A 21,116-nucleotide genomic window follows, 5' to 3' on the forward strand; every position below is an offset into this window, starting at 1 on the left:
GCCGGACGCTTGTTCTTCGCATCACTTCGATGAGGGCGTCCGCCCGCATTCAGAAAACATCCGGGAGGCAATGATGCACACCGTAACGGCGTTCTTCGACAGCCGCGCGCATGCCGAAACCGCGCTCGCCAGACTGCGCGATTATGGGATCACAGACACGGACCTCACGGTCTCGCCGGAGGCGGGGCCGACCGAGACCACGCAAGAGCCCGAGACCGGCTTTTGGGCGTTTCTGAAAGAAGTGTTCGGCGCCGCGCCGGAATATCCCAGCTATCGCGAAGGCCTGCGGCGCGGCGGAATCATGGTCGTGGCGCATGTCGACGAGGCGCGTGTCGATCGCGCCTGCGAGATTCTCGACGAGCACGGCTCCGTCGATCTCGACGAGCGCGAGCAGCAATGGCGCCAGCAAGGCTGGACGCACGAACCGGCGACGCCAAGCCAGGCCGCGCAAACATTTAGCTCCGACCTGGGCGGCGGCGCCGCTTTTGGGGCGGGCGAGCCTGCGGCCGCCTCCACCCCGTCGGCGGCGCCGATGGGCCAGCCGCCGACGACTCCGGACGATCAGTTCGGGCGCGCGGTGAATCGCGGGCGCGTGCGCATCCACAATTTTGATGCGCGGACGCCGGCGCAGGACCGCGTGGCGGCGCCGGAAGAGTCGATGCGCGCCGAGACATTCGGCGAGCGGATCGGCGAGGCGTTTGCCGGCGGCGCCGGCCTGGCCGGCGGCGCGGAGCAAGGTTTCACGAACCGCCTTTCCGAGAACATGGAGGTTCTGGGGGCAGACGGACAGCATGTCGGCGTCATCGACCATATTGAAGGGGCGTCCATCGAGCTGAAGAAGGACGATCCCGCGGCTCACGGCGAGCATCATCTCATCCCCATGGACTGGATCGCCTCCGTCGACCAGGCGGCCAGACTCAAGCTCTCCGCAGCCGACGCCTGGAGCCGGTGGACGGCGCACTAAGCTCCCGCCGATTGGGACGACCGGCGCGCCTCCGGTCGTCCGCCTATCGCCAAACTCCCTTCGTTTGCAAGCCCTTACGGCCGCGCTTCCGCTTGATGCCGGGCGCGACTCCGCCTAGGCTGCGCGCGGAGATTGCAAAGGGGAAGGCGATGCTTCCATCCATAGCGCAGGCCGAGCCGGTCGACGCCGTCTCGGCCGCGCGCTGGTCCTCGCTGGTGGCGGCGATCCAGCGGCTTTCCGCGGCGCACGACCTTGATGAGATCGTGGAGATTGTCCGCGTCTCCGCGCGCGAAATTTCCGGGGCCGACGGCGTCACTTTCGTCCTGCGCGACGAAGACCGTTGCCACTATGTCGCGGAAAGCGCGATTTCGCCGCTGTGGACCGGGCAGAAATTTCCGATGTCGGCCTGCATTTCCGGCTGGTGCATGCTGAACGGGGCGACCGCCGTCATTCCCGACATTTATGCCGACGCCCGCGTGCCCGCCGACGCCTATCGACTGACCTTCGTCAAGAGCCTGGTGATGACGCCGGTGCGGGTCGAAAATCCCATCGCCGCCATCGGCGCCTATTGGGCGCGTTACGAGGAGCCGGCGGCCGAAACCGTTTCGCTGCTGGAAACGCTCGCCCGCTCGACAGCGACCGCCATCGCCAATGTCCAGCTCGTGGCCTCGCTGACAGCAAGCGAACAGACAGCGCGCCGCCAGCTTGAAATCCAGAGGCTTCTGCTCGAGGAGCTGAACCACCGGGTGAAAAACACCCTCGCGACCGTGCAGGCGATCGCCAAACAGACGCTGCGGCGCATGCGGGATCCCGCTGCTTTCGTCGCCGGATTCGAGGGACGGCTGCAAGCTCTGTCGCGGTCGCACGAGCTGTTCACACGCACGACCTGGACGGGCGCCGATCTCGCGGAGCTGATCCAGGAACAGCTGGCGATCGGTCAGGAAAACGCCGAACAGATTCGGCTGTGCGGCCCCAAGGCGATGCTTGAACCGCAAATGGCGCAGCACGTCGGCCTCGTGCTGCATGAACTCGCCACCAACGCGCGCAAGCATGGCGCCCTCTCCGCGCCCGGCGGACGCGTCGACATTAGCTGGTCGCTCAGCGAGCGGCCCGAACTCGCGCTGCGCTGGGCGGAGGGCGGCGGACCGCCCGTCCGCCCGCCCGAAAAGACCGGATTTGGCATGATCATGATCGAGCGGGGCCTGCGTCATATCGGCGCCGAGGCCAAGGTGAGTTTTGGCCGGGAGGGCGTGTGTTGCGACATGCTTCTACCGCTGCGCAAAGCGGCGGAAAGCCCGCTGCACTGAGCCTCAGCTCTCCGTCGCGCAAACGCGCGCGCTGGTCGCCTCTTTCCATTCCTTGAGCCAGGTCTCGATGCGACCGCCTTCCTTTTTGGTCCAAGCGACGAAGGCCGGTCCCTCCTCGGCGATCATGAACACGCCGTCCATGCCCTTGGCGCGGCGGATGGTGTCGAGCGCCTGGGCCGGTGTTTGCGCGATGGGCCCGGCGACATTGAAGGAGGTGTTCACCGCAACCTCGACGCCGTTGCGCCGCCCCAGCGCCTTCAGATAGGCGTGGGTCAAGGGATCGGTGTGTTCGCGCACGATCTGGATGCGCGCGCTGCCATCGGCGTGAATCACGGCGGGAACTTTTTCATAGGCTTCCGGCTTGGCCTGGGCGATCAGCACCATGTAATTGTAGACGTTGTAGGCGTCGTCCGCGCCGCCCTCGGACAATTCGAAAAGCGCCTTGGCGGCTTCGAGCGTCGCCATGGGCGCGAGCGGCCGAATGGCCTCGCGATATTTGACGCGGGCGTTGAGCGTGTCCCGCGTGTTCGGATTGCAGGGATTGGCCAGGAAGGACCGGTGGCCGAGGGCGCGCGGCCCCGTCTCGGCGGCGCCCTGGTACAGCGCGATCACGCCGTCCCGCGCGGTGATGAAGGCCATGAAATCGGCGATGGCCTCGCGTTCGGATTTTTGCGAGGCGTCGCCGAGCTCAATCCAGGCCACGTCGTCGGCGCCCTTCAGCGCCTGCAAAATTTCGGATTTCTGCGACGCGCGCCCGCAATAGAAGGCGTGGTCGAGGCCGGGGCCCGCGCCCACGCCCGCCACAGCGGCGAAGGCGTAAGCGGCGCCGATGGTGACGCCGGAATCGCCGGGCACCGGAGGAACCCAGAGATGCAGCCGAGTCGCGCGCTGCAGGACGCGCTGGTAATAGGCGGCGTCAAAATGGTCGAGGACGCGCATGTTGGCCACGGCGTTGAGCGCCGCGCCGCCGGTCAGCACCAGCCGGTCGGAGCCGGTTTCGCGAATAAAACCGTCGATCAGATGGATCAGGGCGTCCTCGAACACCATCTGCACCGCCGCCGCCTTGTCCAGGCGCTCCTTGGTGTTGGGCGAATGCTTGATGTCCTCCACCCGCAGCACGGCGTCGGGATTCCACATATTTTCCGGCGGGATCGGCGGCCCCATGATCTCGGCGAGTTCCGGCGTGTAGGGGTTGCGCAGCATGCTGCGGTGCCAGTTGGCCAGCGAGCGGTTGAGGCGCACCTCGCCGCCTTCGCGGAGATCGAAAATATCGCGCAGCCCCGCATAAAAACGGTTCGTTGCACGATTGGTGTCGCCATAGGCGGAGGCGCCCATATAGCGGCCTTCGCTGCTGAGCGCGGTCCAGCCGCCCTGGGTGGCGCTGAGCACGGCGTAGAACATGCCGAGCGAATCGAACAGGCTGTCGTTGCAGCGCAACAGCCGCAGCCTGCCCTCTTCCGCTAGGTAAAGCGAGATGGAGCCGGCGTCGCCGGAGCCATCGACGACGACGACCATGACCGGCGCCTTCTCCCGGGCGAAGGGCGAGGCCGCATGGGAGAAATAGGCGTGATCGTCGTGATGCGGCATGCCGATGATCGGCGGCGGCGCGTCGAGCCCGAAGCGGCGCGCGAGGTCTTTTGGCGCGCGCAAACCTTCCTTCAGATCGTCGCCGTTGTAGGTGGGGCCGTGCTCCTCGAAGATCATGGCGAGGCTTCCCGGAAATTCCTCCAGGGTCGACCGGGCGCCTGTGGCCATCAGCAGGGCGTAATCATAGGTCGCGAGCCAGGCGACGATCTGCTCCGGCCGAATCCCCCGGCTGTTCATGATCTCGGCCAAAGCGTCAAGCGAGTGACGGGGATAATGGTTGGAGTGTTTCTGGCCGGAAAACCGCTCCTCCTCATTGTTGCAGATGACGCGAATCCCTGCCGGGGAGACTTCGACCAGCGCGGCGCCGGTGTTGTGGAATCCGCCAATGCTCAAGCCGACGAGATAGGCGGTTTCGCCGCGTCCGACGCGCGCCGCCAACTCCCGCGCCCGCTCGGCCGCCAAAGCGCTGTTCGCCCTGTAGAAATTCTTTGTACGAAAATAGTGATCGGCAATCGGCAGGGCCACGCGGAACCCCAGCTTGCCCAGCCGGGGGTTCAACGGAGCGGTGCGCGGGGCCGAACGGGAATGCTTCATAAGGGGACACCTCGAACCTGTCGAAAAATCTTTGCTCAAGCTTTGGATCGACTCATAGCCGCCGTTTTACGCCTGCGGCAAGCGTCACGCGAGTGCGCCGCATCCCGCCGGAAAACATTGGCGGGATCGTGACCTTCTTGTGACGATCGGACCCGCGGCGCCCACGCTCTGGTCTCAGCGCGTTCCCCAGTTCAGCGCCGGCACGAATTTGTAGGGATAGTCGGGCTCGACATAGCCGTCGGGGCCCTGCCGTTTCGGCAGCTTGATGTTGTCGCGGGGCACATCTTCGTACGGAAACTGTTTCAGCAGATGCGAAATCAGGTTCAGCCGCGCGCGCTTCTTGTCGTCGGAGCGCAAGACACGCCAAGGCGCCCAGGGCGTATCCGTCGCCTGGAACATGTCGTCGCGCGCCCTTGAATAATCGTACCAGCGGCTGAAGGACTTGACGTCCATCGGCGACAGTTTCCAAATCTTGCGACCGTCGCCGATTCGGGACTGGAGCCGGCGCTCCTGCTCCTCCTCGCTCACTTCGAGCCAATATTTCAGCAACACAATGCCCGATTCGCACATGGCTCTTTCGAAGCCGGGCGCAACCTCGAGGAACCGCTCGACCTGGGCCTGCGTGCAAAAGCCCATGACGCGTTCGACGCCAGCGCGGTTGTACCAACTGCGGTCGAAGATCACGATTTCGCCGGCGGCGGGGAAATGCGCGAGATAGCGCTGCACATACATCTGCGATTTTTCGCGCTCGGTCGGCGCGGGCAGCGCGACGACGCGGAACACGCGCGGGCTGACGCGCTCGGTGATCGCTTTGATGCAGCCGCCCTTGCCGGCGCCGTCGCGCCCCTCGAAGACGATGCAGATTTTTTGGCCGGTGTGGACGACCCATTGCTGCAGCTTGACCAGCTCGACGTGCAGGTGGGCGAGTTCGCGCAGGTAAGCTTTGTTCTTGAGTTTTCCGTCCTGGGCGGCGTCGTGTTCCGCAATTTGAACCTGTCCGCCCTTTTTCTTCTTCGCGGGCATGAGCGGCTCCCTCTTTGTCGCCACGAGACGGTGACGTGTGGCTATGGCGGGCGAATGTTATCGTCTCCAACGCAAATGCGTCCATATGACGATGGTCTTTCAAAACGGCCATGCGGCGCAGCCTTGGACGCGACAGCAAGATGGCTATTTTTCTATTGATTTTCTGTTACTTAGCAGTATTCTGGCGCTGAATTTCCACGACAGTTTTTTACTTTATGCTTGGGCTTGCCTGAAAGCGCGGGGCGGAATACGTTTCGACAGTTGAGGCAAATCAAAGCGCGCGGAGCACGCTGTCCTAGCTTGTAAATGTTGATTGGCGGCGTTCTGCTGGACCCTGGGAGGGGGAAAGGACAGCGCGATGATTCCCAATTACCGCGATGTCGCAAAGCTCCTTGACGGCAAGAAGGGGCTCGTCATCGGCATCGCCAACGACCAGTCGATCGCCTGGGGCTGCGCCAAGGCGTTTCGCGGGTTCGGCGCGGACCTCGCGATCACCTATCTCAACGAGAAGACCAAAGGATATGTCGAGCCCCTGGCGCAGGAGCTCGAGGCGCCCCTGCTGCTGCCGCTCGACGTGCTCCAGGAAGGGCAGCTCGAAGCCGTGTTCGACACGATCGGCAAGACCTTTGGTCAACTCGATTTTGTTCTCCATTCCATCGCCTTCTCGCCGAAAGACGCTTTGCACGGCCGCGTCGTGGATGTGGGCAAGCAGGGTTTTCTGACGACCCTGGACGTGTCGTGCTGGTCGTTCATCCGCACCGCGCATCTCGCGGAGCCGCTGATGAAGAACGGCGGCGCCTTGTTCACCATGTCCTATTACGGCGCGCAGGCCGTGGTGGAGAACTACAATGTCATGGGCGTGGCCAAGGCCGCGCTGGAGGCGGCGGTGCGCTATATGGCGGCGGAACTCGGCCCCAAGGGCATTCGCGTGAACGCGATCTCGCCGGGCCCGCTGGCGACCCGGGCGGCGTCCGGCATTCCCGAATTCGACGACCTTTTGGACAAGGCGCGCGAAAAGGCGCCGGCGCGCAGCCTCGTCAGCATAGACGACGTCGGCATGGCCACGGCCTTCCTCGCGCTCGACGCGGCAAAACTCATCACCGGCGACACGATTTTTATCGACGGCGGCTATCACATCATTGACTGACCCGGGCGCGGCGACGCGCGCCGGCGGAATTTTAGGAGCGGCGTGGACAGATGGATAAGCGGATCGAGAACACCCTGCTCCCGCGCTTTGCCGGGCTGCGCGGCGCCCTGTGCGCCGTCGCCCTGCTGATGGGCTCGGGCGCATCGGCGCAGCAGGGTCAACCCATCCCGGTCGGCGTGACAAAGATCGCCTTGACCCCGGTCGAGCAGGCGGTGGAATTCGTCGGCCGCGTCAGCGCCATCGAACGGGTCGAAGTCCGTGCGCGCGTAAAAGGGTTTTTGGAAGCCGTGCTGTTCAAGGAGGGCGACGAGATCAAGAAGGGCGCGCCGCTCTACCGGATCGAGAAGGGCCAGTTCGACGCCGATGTGAAGCAGGCCGAAGGCGCGCTGTTGCGTAGCAAGGCGGCCAAGGAGCTGAGCGTCATCCAGTTGAAGCGCGCCGACGAACTGCTGGCCAAGCAGACCGGAACGGCCGTGGCCCGCGATCAGGCGCAGGCCGCCGACCAGCAGGCTCTGGGCCAGATCGTCAGCAATGAGGGCGCGCTGGAGCTCGCCAAGCTGAATCTGTCCTATACGGAAATCACCGCTCCGATCGCCGGCAAGATCGGCGCGACCAATGTGACCGTCGGCAATGTGGTCGGTCCCGACAGCGGCGTGCTGACCACGATCGTCAGCCAGAATCCGATGTATGTGAAGTTCCCGGTCAGCGAACGCGAATTCTTGAAAATGCGGCGGGACGGCTCGAGCGCGCCGCGCGAAAAGCTCAAGGTGGGGATCAAGTTCGCAGACGGCTCGCTCTACGACCAGAACGGCGAACTCAATTTCGTCGACGTCAGCGTCGACAAGGCCACCGACACGATCAATGTGCGCGGCTCCTTCCCCAACCCGAACGGCGTGCTGGTGGACGGGCAATTCGTGCGCGTGGTGCTGCAGGGCGACAAGCCCGAGGAGAAACTGGTGGTTCCGCAGGCGGCGCTGCTGGCCGACCAGAAGGGCATGTATGTCTTCGTGGTTCAGGACGACAAGGCGGAGGTCCGGCGCATCACGACCGGCGGCGGTTTCAAGGACAGTCTCATTGTCGAGGACGGGCTCAAGGCGGGCGACCTCGTCATCGTCGATGGTCTGCAGGGGGTGAGGCCGGGCGCGCCCGTGCGCGCGCGACCGGCCGTGAACGCCATGGGGACCAACTGAGATGTTTTCGTCCCTCTTCGTCGACCGGCCCCGCTTCGCCATCGTCATCGCCCTGATCACCACTATAGCGGGCCTGCTCGCGCTGCTCACCATTCCGGTCGCGCAATATCCCGACATCGTGCCGCCGCAGGTGCAGGTCACCACCTTCTATCCCGGCGCCAATGGCGGGGTGGTCGAGTCGACGGTGGCGCAGCCGATCGAGGCGCAGGTCGTCGGCGTCGACAAGATGATCTATATGAAGAGCGTCAGCGGCGACGACGGCAGCTACACGCTGATCTGTTCCTTCGAACTGGGAACCGACCCCGACATCAATGCGGTGAACGTCAACAACCGCGTGCAGATCGCCCTCGCGCAGCTTCCGCCGGAGGTGCAGAAGCAGGGCGTGACGGTCAAGAACAAGTCCTCGGCGCTGCTGGGCGTGATTTCGGTTTACTCGCCGCACAACACCCATGACGCGCTGTTCCTGTCGAACTATGTCACCATCAACATGCTCGACCAGATCAAGAGCACGCCCGGCGTGGGCGACGCCTCGCTCTGGGGGCCGCAGGATTACGCCATCCGCGCCTGGGTGAAGACGGACCGGCTGACCGGCCTCAACCTGACCACCGGCGACGTCATCAACGCGATCCAAAGCCAGAACCTGCAAGCCGCCGTGGGGCGCATCGGCACGCGTCCGATCTCCAACGACCAGCAATTGCAGCTCAACATCTCGACCAAGGGCCGCCTGACCACAATCCCCGAATTCGAGAATATCGTCATCCGCACCAATTCGGACGGCTCGATCCTGCGGCTGGGCGATGTGGCGCGCCTCGAACTCGGCGCCGCCAATCTCGACCGCGAAACACGCTTCAACGGTTCGCCGGCGGCGGCGATCGCCATCTACCAGGCGCCCGGCGCCAATGCGATCGAGGCGCTGGGCGCGATTCGAAAACTCATGACGGGGTTGCAAGATCGCTTCCCCGAGGACCTCGCCTGGAAGGTCACCTACGATCCCACCGTCTTCGTCACCGACACGATCCATGAGGTGAAGAAGACGCTGATCGAGGCGTTCGTCCTGGTCGTCCTGGTGGTCTTCCTGTTCCTCGGCAGCCTGCGCGCCACGCTGATCCCGATGTTCGCCGTGCCGGTCAGCCTGATCGGCGCCTTCATCGTGCTCAAGGCGATCGGCTATTCCGCCAACACCGTGTCGCTGCTCGCGGTCGTGCTCGCCATCGGCATTGTCGTCGACGACGCCATTGTCGTGGTCGAGAATGTCGAGCGCGTGATGGAGGAGCATCCGGACCTCACGCCCGCGGAAGCGACAAAAAAGGCCATGGCGGAAATCACCGCGCCGATCATCGGCATCACCCTGGTGCTGCTGTCGGTGTTCGTGCCTGTCGCCTTCATTCCCGGCATATCGGGCGAATTGTTCCGGCAATTCGCCGTCACCGTCGCCGTCGCCATGGTGCTGTCGGCGATCAACGCGCTGACCCTTTCGCCGGCGCTCTGCGGCGTTCTTTTAAAACGCAGCCATGGCCGGCGCGGCATTATGGGCCGGGTGATGAACGCCATCGACTGGACCCGCGACCGCTACGGCGACGCGACGGCAAAGCTCGTGCGCTTCTCCTCCATCGGCCTGCTATTCGTCGTTTTGTCGGGCGTCGGCGTCACTGCTTTGTCGAAAATCACGCCGACCGGTTTTCTGCCGGAGGACGACCAGGGCGCCTTCTTCGTCGTCGCGCAATTGCCGGGCGGCGCCTCGGTCGGCCGCACGGCGGGCGTGGTCGCGCAAGCGGAAAACTATTTGAAGGAAGAGGAGGCGATCGCCGATTACACCTCGGTGGTCGGGCTCAACTTCATCGACGGCTATTCGCAGGCGAGTTCGGCCTTCATCGTCGTCACGCTCAAACCGTTTGAAGAACGCCAGGGCGCGGGACAATCGGCCAAGGAGATCATCGCGCGCCTCAGCCAGAAATTCGTGCAGATCCGCGAAGGCGCGGTCGTTGGGCTGGCGCCGCCGCCGATCATCGGCCTGGGAACGGGCGGCGGCTTCACCTATGTGCTGCAGGACCTGCAGGCGGGCGACCCCAAGACCCTGGCGCAGGTGCTGCGCGGATTGGTCGTCGCCGCCAACCAGGACCCCACCCTCAGCGCCGTGTTCAGCACCTTTTCCGCGACCAATCCGTCGATCTATCTCGACATCGACCGCGACAAGGCGCAGGTGCTGGGCGTGCCGCTCGACACGATCTTCCAGTCGCTGCAAGCGTCGCTCGGCGGCTATTTCGTCAACAACACCAATTTGTTCGGCCGCACCTGGCAGGTGCAGGTGCAGGCGGAGGCCGCCGACCGCGCCAGCGTCGACGATATCTATCGGATCAATGTCCGCAGCGCCTCGGGGCAGATGATCCCGCTGCGCAGCCTGGTCGAAGTCAAGGTCGTCGTCGGGCCGCCGGCGCTGATCCGCTACAACAACCGCCGCGCCGTCACCATCCAGGGCGGCCCCTCGCCGGGCCATTCCTCGGGCGAGGCGCTGGCGGCGATGGAGCAGGTCGCCGCCAAAACCCTGCCGGCGGGTTTCGCCGGGGAATGGACCGACACCGCCTTCCAGGAAAAGCGCGCCGAAGGCAAGACCGCGATGATCCTGGGTTTCGCCATCCTGTTTGCCTATCTGTTCCTGGTGGCGCTTTACGAAAGCTGGACGATCCCCGTGCCGGTCCTGCTGTCGGTTACGGTGGGCATGCTCGGCTCCTATCTCGGCATTGTCATGGGCGGGCTGACGCTCGATCTCTACGCCCAGATCGGCATGGTCGTGCTGATCGGCCTCGCGGCGAAGAACGGCATTCTCATCGTCGAATTCGCCAAGGAGAAGCGCGAGGGGGGCATGGCTCTACTTCGCGCCGCCGAGCTTGGCGCGCGCGACCGGTTCCGCCCGGTGATGATGACCTCCTTCGCCTTCATCCTCGGCCTCTATCCGCTGGTGGTGGCGGTCGGCGCGTCGCAGCTCGCGCGCCGAAACGTCGGCACGCCGGTGTTCGGCGGCATGCTGCTGGCGTCCTTCCTCGGCATTTTCGCCATCCCGCCGCTCTATGTCTTCTTCCAGTCCATACGCGAGAAACTGCGGCCGGGCGCGCGGCCCGCCGAGGAGGTCAAGACCCCGGCCGCCTGAGACAAAAGATAAGAACAGGAGAGGACCATGTCCGACAAACCGACCGCCGTTCCCGCCGCCGAAGACGACCTGCTGATGTCGGTCGAGGCGCTCAAGCACTATGTCGCCGAAGTCGAAATGGCCCGGGCGAAGCAGTCGCTGGCGGCCTATAACAAGGCGTATGAGAAGCAGCAGGAGCTGCTGCGGCATCTCAAATCCGACGCGCCCATCGACGAGGCGACGCTGCGCGCCTTTCTCATGCGGCTCAAGACGGTCGCGGCGACCGGCGCCGACCGGATCATGATCGGCCGTTTCCCGAGCGAACTCTGCACGGATCACGGACGCGCCATCAACCAGGGCGAGGCGGGCTGGCCGGAGACGCTGCAAGGGCTTCCGCGCCAGGCCTATCTGACCTGGAAAGACAAGCTGCAGCCGCTTGGCTACAAATTGGAAGTGATGATCGTCGAATGGCCGAACGGCCTGCCGGGCGACATCGGCATGTATCTGACCTGGTAGGCGGTCCCAGCCCCGTCCTGTGGAGGCGTCCATGTCCGAAGCGAAACCCGAAAATTTTAATCCCTGGTTCGACTACATGCGCGACGCCTTCGAGCGCTCCGTGCTGTTTCTCGACATCCTCCGCCAGCGCGGCAACATCTACGAAGAGCAGACCAAGCGCATTGCGCCCCACGTCCTGACCTTCAAGGCCGAGGTGGTCTGCGACGGACGCCAGCTGGAAAAACCCGTCAACTACGCTCTGACGCGCATCACCCCGCCGAAGGGCGTGGCGATCGACCCGAAAAAGCGGCCGTTCATCGTCTTCGACCCGCGCGCCGGCCACGGCCCCGGCATTGGCGGGATGAAACACGACAGCGAGATCGGCGTCGCCATGAAGGCGGGCCATTCCTGCTATTTCGTCGGCTTTTTGCCCGATCCCATGCCAGGCCAGACGGTTGAGGACGTTTGCCGCGCGGAAGCGCATTTTGTGAAGATTGTCTCCGACCTGCATGCCGACGCCGACGGCAAGCCGGCGCTGATCGGCAATTGCCAGGCGGGCTGGCAGATCATGATCATGGCGGCGCTCCATCCCGAACTGCCCGGCCCGATCGTGCTGGCGGGGACGCCCTTGTCCTATTGGGCGGGCGTGCGCGGAAAAAATCCGATGCGCTATCTCGGCGGCCTGTGCGGCGGCTCCTGGATGACGTCGCTGGCCGGAGATCTCGGCGCCGGCAAATTCGACGGCGCCGCGCTGATCGCCAATTTCGAATCCAACAATCCGGCGAACACGTTCTGGAGCAAGTCCTATAACGTCTACGCCAAGGTCGACACCGAGGCGGAGCGCTTCCTCAGCTTTGAGAAATGGTGGGGCGTGCCGATCATCCTCAATGCCGAGGAGATGCAGTTCATCGTCGACGAACTTTTTGTGGGCAACCGGCTCGCGACCGGCCGGACGATCATGAGCGACGGCCAGCGCGTCGATCTTCGAAAAATCCGCTCGCCCATAGTCGTCTTCTGTTCGTTCGGCGACGACATCACCCCGCCGCAGCAGGCGCTCGACTGGGTGCTCGACCTCTACGAAAACGTCGAGCAGATCGTCGAGAACGGCCAGACCATCCTCTATTGCCTGCACCAGAGCATCGGCCATCTCGGCATTTTCGTCGCGGGTTCGGTGGCGACCAAGGAGCACGAGGAATTCGCGCTCAACATGAACATGATCGACGCGATGCCGCCGGGTTTGTACGAGCTGGAGTTGTCGGCCTTGGATGCGCAGACGAGCAATCCGGAGCTGGTGAAAGGCAAATTTGTCGCCAAGATCGCGCCGCGCACGCTCGACGATATCAAAGCGCTCGGCTGCAATGACGCGGCGGATACGCGCAAGTTCGAGACGGTCGCGCGCCTGTCGGAAATCAACCAGGGTTTTTACAGGACCTTCGTCAGCCCGGCGGTGAAGACGATGATCACGCCGGAAACCGCCGCCTTCCTGCGCGACATGCATCCGAACCGGGTGTCCTTCAAAGCCTTTTCCGACGCCAATCCGTTGATGGCGCCGGTCGCGCAACTCGCCGAGGACATCCGCGCCGACGGCCACCGCCATCCCGTGTCGCCGGACAATCCGTTCCTCGCCTGCGAGCGGATCATGTCCTCGTGGATCGTCACCGGCCTTCAGGCCTTCGCCAGCGCGCGCGAGGCCTGGACGGAAGCCCTGTTCCATTCGACCTATGGATCGCCGGGCCTGCAGGCCGCGGTGGGCTTGAACTCGGACCAGGCCAAGGTGGCGCGGCACGCCTATGGCGCCCTGGAGCGCGCCGAGACAGCCGCCGAGCTTGAGGCCGACATGGGCCGCGGCGGGCTGCTGGAAGCAGGCTTGCGGGCGCTCATTTACGTGATGTGGGGCGCCGGCGTCGATGAGCGGCAGTTCAACGCCATCGAGCAGATTCGCGCCGCCGCGCCGCAGAACGAGCGCGTGTCCGGGTCGCAGCTGAAATCCATCGTGCGGCGCCAGTCGACGCTGCTGCGGGCGGACACGGCGCGGGCGCTCGCCGCCATTCCGGCGATGATCCCGGACGATCCCTCGCGCCGCCGGACGGTCGTCCTGATCATCGAAGATGTGGTGAGCGCCAAGGGCGCGCTGACGCCGGAAGCCGAGAACCGGATCGACGAAATCCGGGGACTGTTCGGGGTTCCGCGCAAGACGGCTGGGGAGGTGGATCATGGAGGCGGTTCAAGCCCAAGGGCACGAAAAATATAAGCATCTCATCGAGCGCGCGGTGAAGGCGGGACCGGTGACTGTCGCCGTCGCCCACCCCTGCGATGCGGTTTCGCTGGAAGGCGCGGTGGAAGCCGCCCGCATGAAATTGATCCATCCCATTCTGGTGGGGCCGCAGGCTCGCATCCGCGACATTGCGGCCGACCAGAGGCTCGACATTTCCGGCTTCCGCATCGTCGACGCCGAGCACAGCCACGAGTCCGCCGACAAGGCGGTCGAGGTGGTGCGCAAGGGCGAGGCGGAAGCGCTGATGAAAGGCAGCCTGCACACTGACGAACTGATGGGCGCCGTGGTCTCGCGCGCCGCCGGCCTGCGCACCGCGCGTCGGATCAGCCATTGTTTTGTGATGGACGTGCCGGGCCACGCCCATCCGCTGATCATCACCGATGCCGCGGTCAATATCGCGCCGACGCTGGAGGAGAAGGTCGACATCGTCCAGAACGCCATCGATCTCGCCTTAGCGCTTGGCGCGGAAGAACCGCGCGTCGCCATCCTCTCGGCGATGGAGACGGTCAATCCCAAGGTTCCCTCGACCATCGACGCGGCCGCCCTGTGCAAGATGGCCGATCGTGGCCAGATTGTCGGCGGCGTGCTCGACGGGCCGCTGGCGCTCGACAATGCGATCAGCCTGGAGGCGGCCAGCGTGAAGAAAATCGTGTCGCCGGTCGCCGGCCGCGCCAATATTCTGGTGGTTCCCGACCTCGAGGCCGGCAATATGCTGGCGAAAAGCCTGTCGTTCCTGGCAGGGGCGGATTGCGCGGGCATCGTGCTCGGCGCGCGCGTGCCGATCATTCTGACCAGCCGCGCCGACTCGCTGGTGACGCGCTACGCCTCCTGCGCCGTCGCGGCGCTAGTGGCGGCGGCGCGGCGCGCCAGCGCCGCCGTCGCGCCCGTGTGAGGGTTCAGAACAGCAAGCCCGCGCCGGCCTCGGGATCGTTGATCACGTGAAGCCGGTCCGCGCCGATGCGCGCGAAGCGCAGCAGCAGACTGCGCCGCGTCGACCCGGCCAGCCGGTGGAGGGGCGCATCGCGCAAAATCGCGCCGCCAAAAGCGTCGGCCACGATCAGCCCGGCGTCGGCGGGCATGAGGTCAATCGGCATGGCGCCGTCCACTGCAAAGAACAGCCTGTCGCAATGGGCGCGATAGTCCGACCATTTGTGGTCCGTCCGCAAATCCTCGGGCGAGGACTTGATCTCGACGATCCAGATTTCGCCATCGCCGCCCAAGGCCATCAGGTCGGCCCGGCGGCCGCTCGGCAGGGACACTTCGGTCAGGCTGGTCAGGCCCGCCGACCGCAACATTCTTTGCGCGCCCCGCGTCACCGCCGCAGTGGTCGCCGGGCGCGACGTCAATTCAGCCCCGCCTTCAGGCCGCGATCTTCCGGCACGCCTCCCCGCAGGTCTTGCACGACAGCGCGCAAGCCTTGCATTCGGGGCTGTCGGGGAATTTCTCGCATTCCTTCTGGCAGGCGGCGCAGACGTCCGCCGTCGCCTTTGCGAAGGCCGGGACCTGCGCCGAATTCACCGCCGCCAGCGCCTGGAGGGCGCCGCAGGCGGCGACGACCTGATAGGCCGTGTTGATGCAGCCGGTCATGGAATAGTCCTTCATCGCCAGCATGCCGATGCAATGACGCAGGCAATCATTGGCGGTGGCGACGCAATGGCCGCAGGCGTCCTGCAATTCCTTGAATTTCGGCGGGTGCATGCCGTGCTCGGTCTGCGCCATGGCCTGATCCGCGGCGGCGAGGACGGCGGCGGCGCCAAAGGCGGCCATGAATTCCCGGCGTTCCATGTCTTTTCTCCCTGTGAGGGCCAGCGCAACCATTATATCCCCTCTCTCTGCGCCCGAAAAAGAAAAAACCCTCCGTCGGGAGCGGAGGGTTTTTCGAGCGAGCGTTTCGAGGCGTTAGGGCTGGAACGCGTCCAGGGAACGACCGCTCTCGCGCCGAGCGTCCTGGACCAGGCGTTCAAGCGCAGTTTCAAAAGTTTCAGCACGGGCGCGGGCGATCTTGTCACGGGCGCGCAGCGCCTTGCGCCTCACGCTCTCGAACCGGAACACCCCGTGATGCGGGCCGGTATAAGTGACGTCAAAGCCCGCCTCGGCCTTGGTCAAGGCGACATCGAGATTGCTGGTTTCAAACGCCACCGCCATGGTCCACCCCAAAATTCGCGCCGTTGGCGACACCCTGACTCATAGCGACGAACGCGGATTTCAGAAATTCAATAAAAGTTGATCGAAGCGCCGCTTTTCGCACCCCAGTCGCCTGCGCACTCACTTTTCCCGGGCGAAAGCGGCGGCGATCATCAGGATCATCCGGCGCTTGCGGGCGTCGCCAATGGCGCGAAAATCGGAAAGCAGCACGCGGCCCTCCTCCTCGACCGACAAGTCGCCGCCGATGGGCCCGCGAATGCCGCGCTCGTCGTTGAGGCCCCGGAAAAAATCCCCCGGCGTGGCGCCGAGCACCTCGCAGAGCTTGCGCATGTCGTCGACGCTGATGCGCTCCCGTCCGCTTTCCAGGCGCTCGAGCCGGTCAATGCTGAGGTTGGTGGGGCGAACCAATTCCTCCGGCGAAAACCCGCGCGCCTCGCGCAAGGCCCGTAGTCGAGCCCCGACATGTTTATCAATGGGATTGACGTCAGACATTATGGTTACTCTCAATTGTCCGCGGGAAAGCCGAAATTTCACTGCCGGGCGAAAGAACAACGCGACGGGATGCGAGCGTTTCGACGACGCCTCCTCTCGGCAGATCCAGACTTTTCATTTTCCCCCAGAAGTTCACCTTCCATAATTCAATCATATGCAAACCATTGTGCGTCGCAACTTAATCACATTTTAATCGTGAATTTCAATACTTTGTGACGTAGGTAACTTGCTTTACTTTGGTAATACAGGTGACGCACGTAAGCTGACGTACGTGAAGCAAGACCTTCACCGACACAACTCCCCGAAGAGCGCGCGCGCTTCGGGGAGCAAGCCTCTCTGTACCCCCAGACCATGGCGAAGTCGGGACAGCCAAGGTCACGGTCGCTCATTCACCGCGCCATTGCGGCGCGCGCTTGGCGAGGAAAGCCTCCATGCCCTCCTGAAAATCCTGGCTGCGGTAGCACATGACCACCAGATCCGCGCCGGTCTCCATCGGCGGACGCAGCCGCAGCAGCGCCTGTTTGGTCGCCGCGAGCGTCAGCGGCGCATGGCCGGCCACCGTCCGCGCCAGATCCTCCGCGCGGGTCATGAGCGCGTCCGGCGCGACGATCTCGCCGACGAGCCCGAACACCTTGGCCTCCTCGGCGTCGATCAGCCGCGCCGTAAAAATCAGATCCTTCACGCGCGCCGCGCCGATCAGATGCGCGAGGCGGCCGTAATTGGCGACGGACAGGCAATTGCCCAGCGTGCGCGCGATGGGGAAGCCGAATTTGGCGTCCGACGCCGCGACGCGCAGATCGCAACAGGCGGCGATGGCGGCGCCCCCGCCGGTGCAGGCCCCGGCGATCGCCGCGAGCGTGGGCACGCGGCATTGCTCCAGCGCAGAGAGAATGCGCTCGATCTTCACCTCATAATCGATGCAGTCCTGGTCGGACGCGAGGACGCGGAACTCCGCAATGTCGGTGCCAGCGGCAAAGGCTTTGCCGCCCGCGCCATAAATCAGCAGGGCCTTGACCGCCTTGTCCTCGTTCACGCGCAACACCGCCTGATAGAGATGCTCGTACATTTCGAAGGTGAGGGCGTTGCGGGCCTGCGGGCGGTTGAAAACGAAATGCGCGATCTCGCCGCGCGTTTCGAACAAGGTGATGTCGGTCAAGAGAGGCTCCTGCTGGACGCGCCTTTTTTTGCGCGCGAAATGTCGATACTGAGCGTTGCATAAGCGTTCGGCTGAAGCACGTTTCAATCGTCACGTTCGAACCGATCCGAGGGGCGCGCTTGCGCAAAGGATAAGCCAAAGGAATGGACGCCACAAAGGGCATGGCGATCGGGCCCGGGGAAGATTCGCGCCGGCCTCGGATGTCGACTGACCTGCTAACGCGGTCGGTGGCGTCGCCGCATCCAATGCCCAGCCATAGATATAGAACGATTCTAAATTTTCGCCTTTTGTTTGTTCGCCGCCGCTTTGTCGGTATCTTTTGCGTCGTAGCGTCGAAATGACGGAGTGAAATCGCCTCATTCCTCACAGGACCAACGTGGCTTCGGCATATCACCCAGTCATTCGCGCTCTTGAAAAGAGCGCGTGTGCGAAACTTTGCGCTCAATCTCTTGTCGAGATCTTCGGGCGGACGTGAAACAAGGAATTCAGCGTGAGGATCAACATCATTTTCGGCTCCGACGGCGGCGCCACCCGGGGCGTCGCGGCGAAAATCGCCGCCAAATGCCAGGGGCGCGCCATCGACATCAAAACGGCCGCCGTCGCCGATTTCGAGGCGTGCGACCTGTTGCTGCTGGGATCGCCCACCTATGGCGACGGAACCCTGCAGACCGATTGGGAAGAAAACATCGAAAAACTGCGCGGCGCCAATCTCAAGGGCAAGACGGTCGCCTTGTTCGGCACCGGCGACCAGCAGACCTATCCCACCTCGTTCCTCGACGCGATGGGCATTCTCTACGACGAAGTGTCGGCCCTGGGCGCGAAAATCGTCGGCTTCACCGACACCGCCGGGTTCGACTACATCGAATCCACGGCCGAGCGGGACGGCAAATTTGTCGGCCTCGCGCTCGATCTCGACACCCAATCCGGCATGACCGAGAAAAGAGTGACGGCATGGCTCAGCCAATTGCTCTGACGCCCGAGGGCGAAACGCCGTTCGCGCCGCCCTGCGCGGCCGACGGCAATGCATTCCTGCGGCTGTTCCACCACCACATCTATGAATATGGGCGCGGCGTGCGCGCCCTGTTCCTGCTCACCTTGAACCGCGCCGAACTGGCGGTCGCCGTGGCGCGGCTGCAAACCTGCGGCATCGACCATTTCGTCCAAACCGTCTGTCCCAACAAGGGGAACCTGTTCTTTGGCCGTAGCGCCTTTGTCGATGTGGCGCGCGCCCTGGCGACGCGGCCGTTGAACGCGCTCACGGCGGAAGAGGATTTCATGCTCGGCGCCCTGCTCGGCTACGACCGCGAACAGCAATGCCTGCGCTATCTCGCCCGCAGCGGGCGCGCCGCCTTCGCGACCGCCGCCGAATAGACCCATCGCTCCCGGAGGCTCGTCATTTGTGCAAGGATTCGATCGCGCCGGCGGCGCTGGCGCTGGGGACCACGGCGATGACGCCGATCCTGGCCGATCTGATCCGGCCGCCCGCCAACAGTTCGGCGGCCGACCATCGCGGCGAAGGACGCCGTCTCGCCATCTGGGAGGTGCGCGGCGCCTCGCTGTGCTCCATCGTCGGCACCTGCATGTCGCTCGGCGAACTGCGCCGCATCGCCAAAAAATGCGGCGTGGTCGACGATCCCTGGCGCATGAGCGATTACGACATTCACGGCACGCTCACCGCCCGCATGAGCACGGACAATCCCGCCGCCCGCGCGGTGACCAAACATCTCGACGCCAAATTCGAGGGCGCGATCCGCAAGGCCCGCGCGCTGCAAAACGCCGACGATTTCATTGGTTTTTGGGAGGCGGCGGTCGATGCGGGCCTCGCGCCTGGCGCCTATTGGGCCATGGTCACCCATCCCAAATTGCCGCTTGAGGTGGAATCCCGCGTCTACGGCGAAATCCACATGATGTCGCATATGTCCGGCGCCTCCAACCGCGGCGACGCCCGCGCCGTCGCCGAGGCGCGGCGCGAAAAGGGGGAGTTGGCCCGCCGCCTGTCCGCGCGCATCGCCGAGCGCGACGCCCGCCTACGCGCGGCGCACAAGGAGATTTCGGCGTTGCGCGCGCGGGTCGCCTCCCTGGAGCCGCTGCAGCGCGAATGCGCGCGGCTGCGCGATCTGGGCGACCAGAATTTTTGCGCAGCGCAACTGAGCGCCTCGGCCGAAGAACTCACCCTGCTGCGGCAGGAAAACGCTCTGCTCAAGCGCGAGGCCACGGGTTTTGAATTGCAATGCGAACATTTGCGCGCCCGGTTGCGCGCCGCCGACACCAGGACGGAGGCGCCGCCGGAGTGCGCGGCGGACACACTGATTGAGGACGCCGAATGCGGTGAAGCGGCCTCCGCCAATCTGTGCGGCCGCTGCCTGCTCTATGTCGGCGGCCGTCCCCAAACCGTCTGCAAGCTGCGCCAGCTGATCTCTGGCCGCAACGGCCAGCTGCTGCACCACGATGGCGGCGTGGAAAACGCCTCGGCCCGGCTTGGCGACCTCGTGCGTCAGGCCGACGCCGTGTTCTTCCCCGTGGATTGCGTCAGCCATGGCGCGGTGGAGGCGGTGAAAAAAATCTGCCAGAGCGAGGGCAAGCCGATGCGCCCCCTGCGCACGGCGAGCGCCACCGCCTTTTTGCGGGCGCTCGAGACCGATATGGCGGCGTTTTCATGACGCGCGCTCAATGGGGTTTTTTGGGCGCCGCCGTCATCGTCGCGCTGGCGGGCGGCGCGTTTCAGGCGGGCCGCCTCGCCTTTGGCGCCGAGCGAAAGGCGTCGAGCGATCTGCCGATGGAGGTCCCTGTGTGCAGCGCGGCGAGGACGGCCGATCAGGCTTTCGCGTCACGCCCCGCACGCTAGATCGTGCTCAGTGAACTCCAGTTCACCGAACACGATCTAGATTTTTGTTTTAACGCATTTTCTTCACGCGAACCGGCATCCACTTCGCTCGAAAATGCTCTAGCCCCCCGAATAATCCTGCTTGGGCTTGAAGCGCGGCCGCGAAATGGTGACGCCGCGGGCCTTCATGTCGCGCAGGCCGACATAGATCATCGCCGTCATCAGCGCGTCCGAATAGGCGTCGTGCTGGTTGAACAGCGGCAGTTTCAGGTCCCGCAAAATGCTGGCGAATTTCAGGTCGACCTGGGTGCCCGGCGGAGCGTCGCCATACTTTAAATCGTAATAAATGCCCGACACCTCCACCACCGGATTGGGCAGTTCGACGCCGATCAGCTCCGCCACATGCTTGTTGAGCATGTCCAGGTCGAAGTCGATGTAATAGCCGACCAGCGGCCGGCCCCCGATGAACTGCAGCAACTCCGGCAGCACCTCCTGCATCGTCGGCGCCTGGGCGACGTCCTGCTCGCGCAACCCATGCACCTTGATCGCCTCGGGATCGATGGCGATGCGCGGGCGGGTGATCGCCTTGAAACTTTCGCTGGCGAGGATCTGGTTGCCCTTGATGCGAATGGCCGCGACCGAAATGATCTCGTCGCGCTTGCGGTCGAGGCCGGTGGTTTCGCAATCGATGGAAATATATTCGTCCGCCGGCCCCGGCTCGAACAGGAACATGTAGGAGCGGTCCTGGAGCGCAACCTTGTCCATCTGCCGCATCAGCCAGCGCAACACCATG

21 protein-coding genes are annotated in these 21,116 nt (G+C 64.3%); 13 read left to right on the forward strand and 8 right to left on the reverse strand.

Annotated features, from left to right (window positions below; translation table 11 throughout):
* The first annotated feature begins 73 nt into the window (after positions 1-73).
* Complete coding sequence (locus tag M2320_RS06385; protein ID WP_264596561.1) at positions 74-964, forward strand: DUF2171 domain-containing protein; 891 nt, start codon at positions 74-76, stop codon at positions 962-964.
* Positions 965-1,113: 149 nt separating this feature from the next.
* Positions 1,114-2,271 carry a sensor histidine kinase gene (locus tag M2320_RS06390; RefSeq protein ID WP_264596562.1) on the forward strand — a complete coding sequence of 386 codons (1,158 nt, stop codon included), beginning with the start codon at positions 1,114-1,116 and terminating at the stop codon, positions 2,269-2,271.
* A 3-nt stretch (positions 2,272-2,274) separates the two neighbouring features.
* Here the strand turns inward: M2320_RS06390 and M2320_RS06395 are convergent, their stop codons facing one another.
* The gene (locus M2320_RS06395; RefSeq protein WP_264596563.1) at positions 2,275-4,452 is read right to left on the reverse strand and encodes a carbamoyltransferase C-terminal domain-containing protein; all 2,178 of its coding nucleotides are present in this window, start codon (positions 4,450-4,452) and stop codon (positions 2,275-2,277) included.
* A 174-nt stretch (positions 4,453-4,626) separates the two neighbouring features.
* Positions 4,627-5,475, reverse strand: coding sequence for a polyphosphate kinase 2 (gene ppk2 / locus M2320_RS06400; RefSeq protein WP_264596564.1), 849 nt, complete (start codon positions 5,473-5,475; stop codon positions 4,627-4,629).
* An 85-nt stretch (positions 5,476-5,560) separates the two neighbouring features.
* Here ppk2 and M2320_RS06405 point away from each other — a divergent pair, with 85 nt between their 5' ends.
* From M2320_RS06405 to M2320_RS06435, 7 genes are all read left to right on the forward strand, one after another.
* Complete coding sequence (locus M2320_RS06405; protein WP_264596565.1) at positions 5,561-5,740, forward strand: hypothetical protein; 180 nt, start codon at positions 5,561-5,563, stop codon at positions 5,738-5,740.
* 93 nt (positions 5,741-5,833) lie between these two features.
* Positions 5,834-6,622: an enoyl-ACP reductase FabI gene (gene fabI, locus M2320_RS06410; protein WP_264596566.1), complete on the forward strand. Its 789-nt coding sequence runs from the start codon at positions 5,834-5,836 to the stop codon at positions 6,620-6,622.
* Positions 6,623-6,672: 50 nt separating this feature from the next.
* Entirely contained in the window at positions 6,673-7,812 is a 1,140-nt protein-coding gene (locus tag M2320_RS06415; RefSeq protein WP_184428764.1) for an efflux RND transporter periplasmic adaptor subunit, read from the forward strand.
* 1 nt (position 7,813) lies between these two features.
* Positions 7,814-10,957: an efflux RND transporter permease subunit gene (locus M2320_RS06420; RefSeq protein ID WP_264596567.1), complete on the forward strand. Its 3,144-nt coding sequence runs from the start codon at positions 7,814-7,816 to the stop codon at positions 10,955-10,957.
* A gap of 27 nt (positions 10,958-10,984) precedes the next feature.
* Positions 10,985-11,452, forward strand: a complete 468-nt coding sequence (locus M2320_RS06425) for a hypothetical protein (RefSeq protein ID WP_264596568.1) — start codon at positions 10,985-10,987, stop codon at positions 11,450-11,452.
* Positions 11,453-11,483: 31 nt separating this feature from the next.
* Entirely contained in the window at positions 11,484-13,682 is a 2,199-nt protein-coding gene (locus M2320_RS06430; RefSeq protein ID WP_264596569.1) for a DUF3141 domain-containing protein, read from the forward strand.
* On the forward strand, positions 13,645-14,598 hold the full coding sequence (locus M2320_RS06435; RefSeq protein WP_264596570.1) for a phosphate acetyltransferase: 954 nt from the start codon (positions 13,645-13,647) through the stop codon (positions 14,596-14,598). The genes M2320_RS06430 and M2320_RS06435 overlap by 38 nt, the downstream gene beginning before the upstream one ends.
* A gap of 4 nt (positions 14,599-14,602) precedes the next feature.
* On the opposite strand, the gene M2320_RS06440 is transcribed toward M2320_RS06435, so the two are convergent.
* The 5 genes from M2320_RS06440 to M2320_RS06460 all read right to left on the reverse strand — a co-directional run bounded on the left by M2320_RS06440 (position 14,603) and on the right by M2320_RS06460 (position 17,499).
* A complete protein-coding gene (locus tag M2320_RS06440) occupies positions 14,603-15,052 on the reverse strand; it encodes an MmcB family DNA repair protein (protein ID WP_264596571.1) in 450 nt (149 codons plus the stop codon).
* A 13-nt stretch (positions 15,053-15,065) separates the two neighbouring features.
* Positions 15,066-15,491 carry a four-helix bundle copper-binding protein gene (locus M2320_RS06445; protein WP_264596572.1) on the reverse strand — a complete coding sequence of 142 codons (426 nt, stop codon included), beginning with the start codon at positions 15,489-15,491 and terminating at the stop codon, positions 15,066-15,068.
* Between the two features lie 114 nt (positions 15,492-15,605).
* Positions 15,606-15,851 (reverse strand): hypothetical protein, encoded by a 246-nt coding sequence (locus tag M2320_RS06450; RefSeq protein ID WP_264596573.1) that lies wholly within the window; start codon positions 15,849-15,851, stop codon positions 15,606-15,608.
* A gap of 120 nt (positions 15,852-15,971) precedes the next feature.
* Positions 15,972-16,343, reverse strand: a complete 372-nt coding sequence (locus tag M2320_RS06455) for a helix-turn-helix domain-containing protein (protein ID WP_264596574.1) — start codon at positions 16,341-16,343, stop codon at positions 15,972-15,974.
* Between the two features lie 385 nt (positions 16,344-16,728).
* A complete protein-coding gene (locus M2320_RS06460; RefSeq protein WP_184428772.1) occupies positions 16,729-17,499 on the reverse strand; it encodes an enoyl-CoA hydratase in 771 nt (256 codons plus the stop codon).
* A 490-nt stretch (positions 17,500-17,989) separates the two neighbouring features.
* On the opposite strand from M2320_RS06460, the gene fldA reads away from it, so the two are divergent.
* The 4 genes from fldA to M2320_RS06480 are packed head-to-tail and all read left to right on the forward strand — an operon-like array spanning position 17,990 to position 20,344.
* Positions 17,990-18,472, forward strand: a complete 483-nt coding sequence (fldA, locus tag M2320_RS06465; RefSeq protein WP_264596575.1) for a flavodoxin FldA — start codon at positions 17,990-17,992, stop codon at positions 18,470-18,472.
* Positions 18,451-18,870: a DUF2023 family protein gene (locus M2320_RS06470; protein WP_184428774.1), complete on the forward strand. Its 420-nt coding sequence runs from the start codon at positions 18,451-18,453 to the stop codon at positions 18,868-18,870. The genes fldA and M2320_RS06470 overlap by 22 nt, the downstream gene beginning before the upstream one ends.
* 26 nt (positions 18,871-18,896) lie before the next feature.
* Positions 18,897-20,159: a DUF2325 domain-containing protein gene (locus tag M2320_RS06475; RefSeq protein ID WP_264596576.1), complete on the forward strand. Its 1,263-nt coding sequence runs from the start codon at positions 18,897-18,899 to the stop codon at positions 20,157-20,159.
* Positions 20,156-20,344 (forward strand): hypothetical protein, encoded by a 189-nt coding sequence (locus tag M2320_RS06480; protein ID WP_264596577.1) that lies wholly within the window; start codon positions 20,156-20,158, stop codon positions 20,342-20,344. The genes M2320_RS06475 and M2320_RS06480 overlap by 4 nt, the downstream gene beginning before the upstream one ends.
* 99 nt (positions 20,345-20,443) lie before the next feature.
* Here M2320_RS06480 and M2320_RS06485 read toward each other — a convergent pair whose 3' ends face one another.
* Positions 20,444-21,115 carry a 3'-5' exonuclease gene (locus tag M2320_RS06485; protein ID WP_264596578.1) on the reverse strand — a complete coding sequence of 224 codons (672 nt, stop codon included), beginning with the start codon at positions 21,113-21,115 and terminating at the stop codon, positions 20,444-20,446.
* Position 21,116: the final 1 nt, after the last annotated feature.

The sequence above is a fragment of the Rhodoblastus acidophilus genome (genome assembly GCF_025961575.1).
Classification (GTDB): domain Bacteria; phylum Pseudomonadota; class Alphaproteobacteria; order Rhizobiales; family Beijerinckiaceae; genus Rhodoblastus; species Rhodoblastus acidophilus_C.

Bases quoted from the DNA above. Each gene is read 5' to 3' on its own strand.
- M2320_RS06485 (WP_264596578.1), bottom strand. From the start codon at position 21,115: ATGGTGTTGCGCTGGCTGATGCGGCAGATGGACAAGGTTGCGCTCCAG.
- M2320_RS06390 (WP_264596562.1), top strand. From the start codon at position 1,114: ATGCTTCCATCCATAGCGCAGGCCGAGCCGGTCGACGCCGTCTCGGCC.
- M2320_RS06430 (WP_264596569.1), top strand. From the start codon at position 11,484: ATGTCCGAAGCGAAACCCGAAAATTTTAATCCCTGGTTCGACTACATG.
- M2320_RS06385 (WP_264596561.1), top strand. From the start codon at position 74: ATGCACACCGTAACGGCGTTCTTCGACAGCCGCGCGCATGCCGAAACC.
- M2320_RS06435 (WP_264596570.1), top strand. From the start codon at position 13,645: ATGGAGGCGGTTCAAGCCCAAGGGCACGAAAAATATAAGCATCTCATC.
- M2320_RS06450 (WP_264596573.1), bottom strand. From the start codon at position 15,851: ATGGCGGTGGCGTTTGAAACCAGCAATCTCGATGTCGCCTTGACCAAG.
- M2320_RS06455 (WP_264596574.1), bottom strand. From the start codon at position 16,343: ATGTCTGACGTCAATCCCATTGATAAACATGTCGGGGCTCGACTACGG.
- M2320_RS06420 (WP_264596567.1), top strand. From the start codon at position 7,814: ATGTTTTCGTCCCTCTTCGTCGACCGGCCCCGCTTCGCCATCGTCATC.
- M2320_RS06470 (WP_184428774.1), top strand. From the start codon at position 18,451: ATGGCTCAGCCAATTGCTCTGACGCCCGAGGGCGAAACGCCGTTCGCG.
- M2320_RS06405 (WP_264596565.1), top strand. From the start codon at position 5,561: ATGACGATGGTCTTTCAAAACGGCCATGCGGCGCAGCCTTGGACGCGA.
- M2320_RS06395 (WP_264596563.1), bottom strand. From the start codon at position 4,452: ATGAAGCATTCCCGTTCGGCCCCGCGCACCGCTCCGTTGAACCCCCGG.
- M2320_RS06480 (WP_264596577.1), top strand. From the start codon at position 20,156: ATGACGCGCGCTCAATGGGGTTTTTTGGGCGCCGCCGTCATCGTCGCG.
- M2320_RS06445 (WP_264596572.1), bottom strand. From the start codon at position 15,491: ATGGAACGCCGGGAATTCATGGCCGCCTTTGGCGCCGCCGCCGTCCTC.
- M2320_RS06425 (WP_264596568.1), top strand. From the start codon at position 10,985: ATGTCCGACAAACCGACCGCCGTTCCCGCCGCCGAAGACGACCTGCTG.
- M2320_RS06415 (WP_184428764.1), top strand. From the start codon at position 6,673: ATGGATAAGCGGATCGAGAACACCCTGCTCCCGCGCTTTGCCGGGCTG.
- ppk2 (WP_264596564.1), bottom strand. From the start codon at position 5,475: ATGCCCGCGAAGAAGAAAAAGGGCGGACAGGTTCAAATTGCGGAACAC.
- fabI (WP_264596566.1), top strand. From the start codon at position 5,834: ATGATTCCCAATTACCGCGATGTCGCAAAGCTCCTTGACGGCAAGAAG.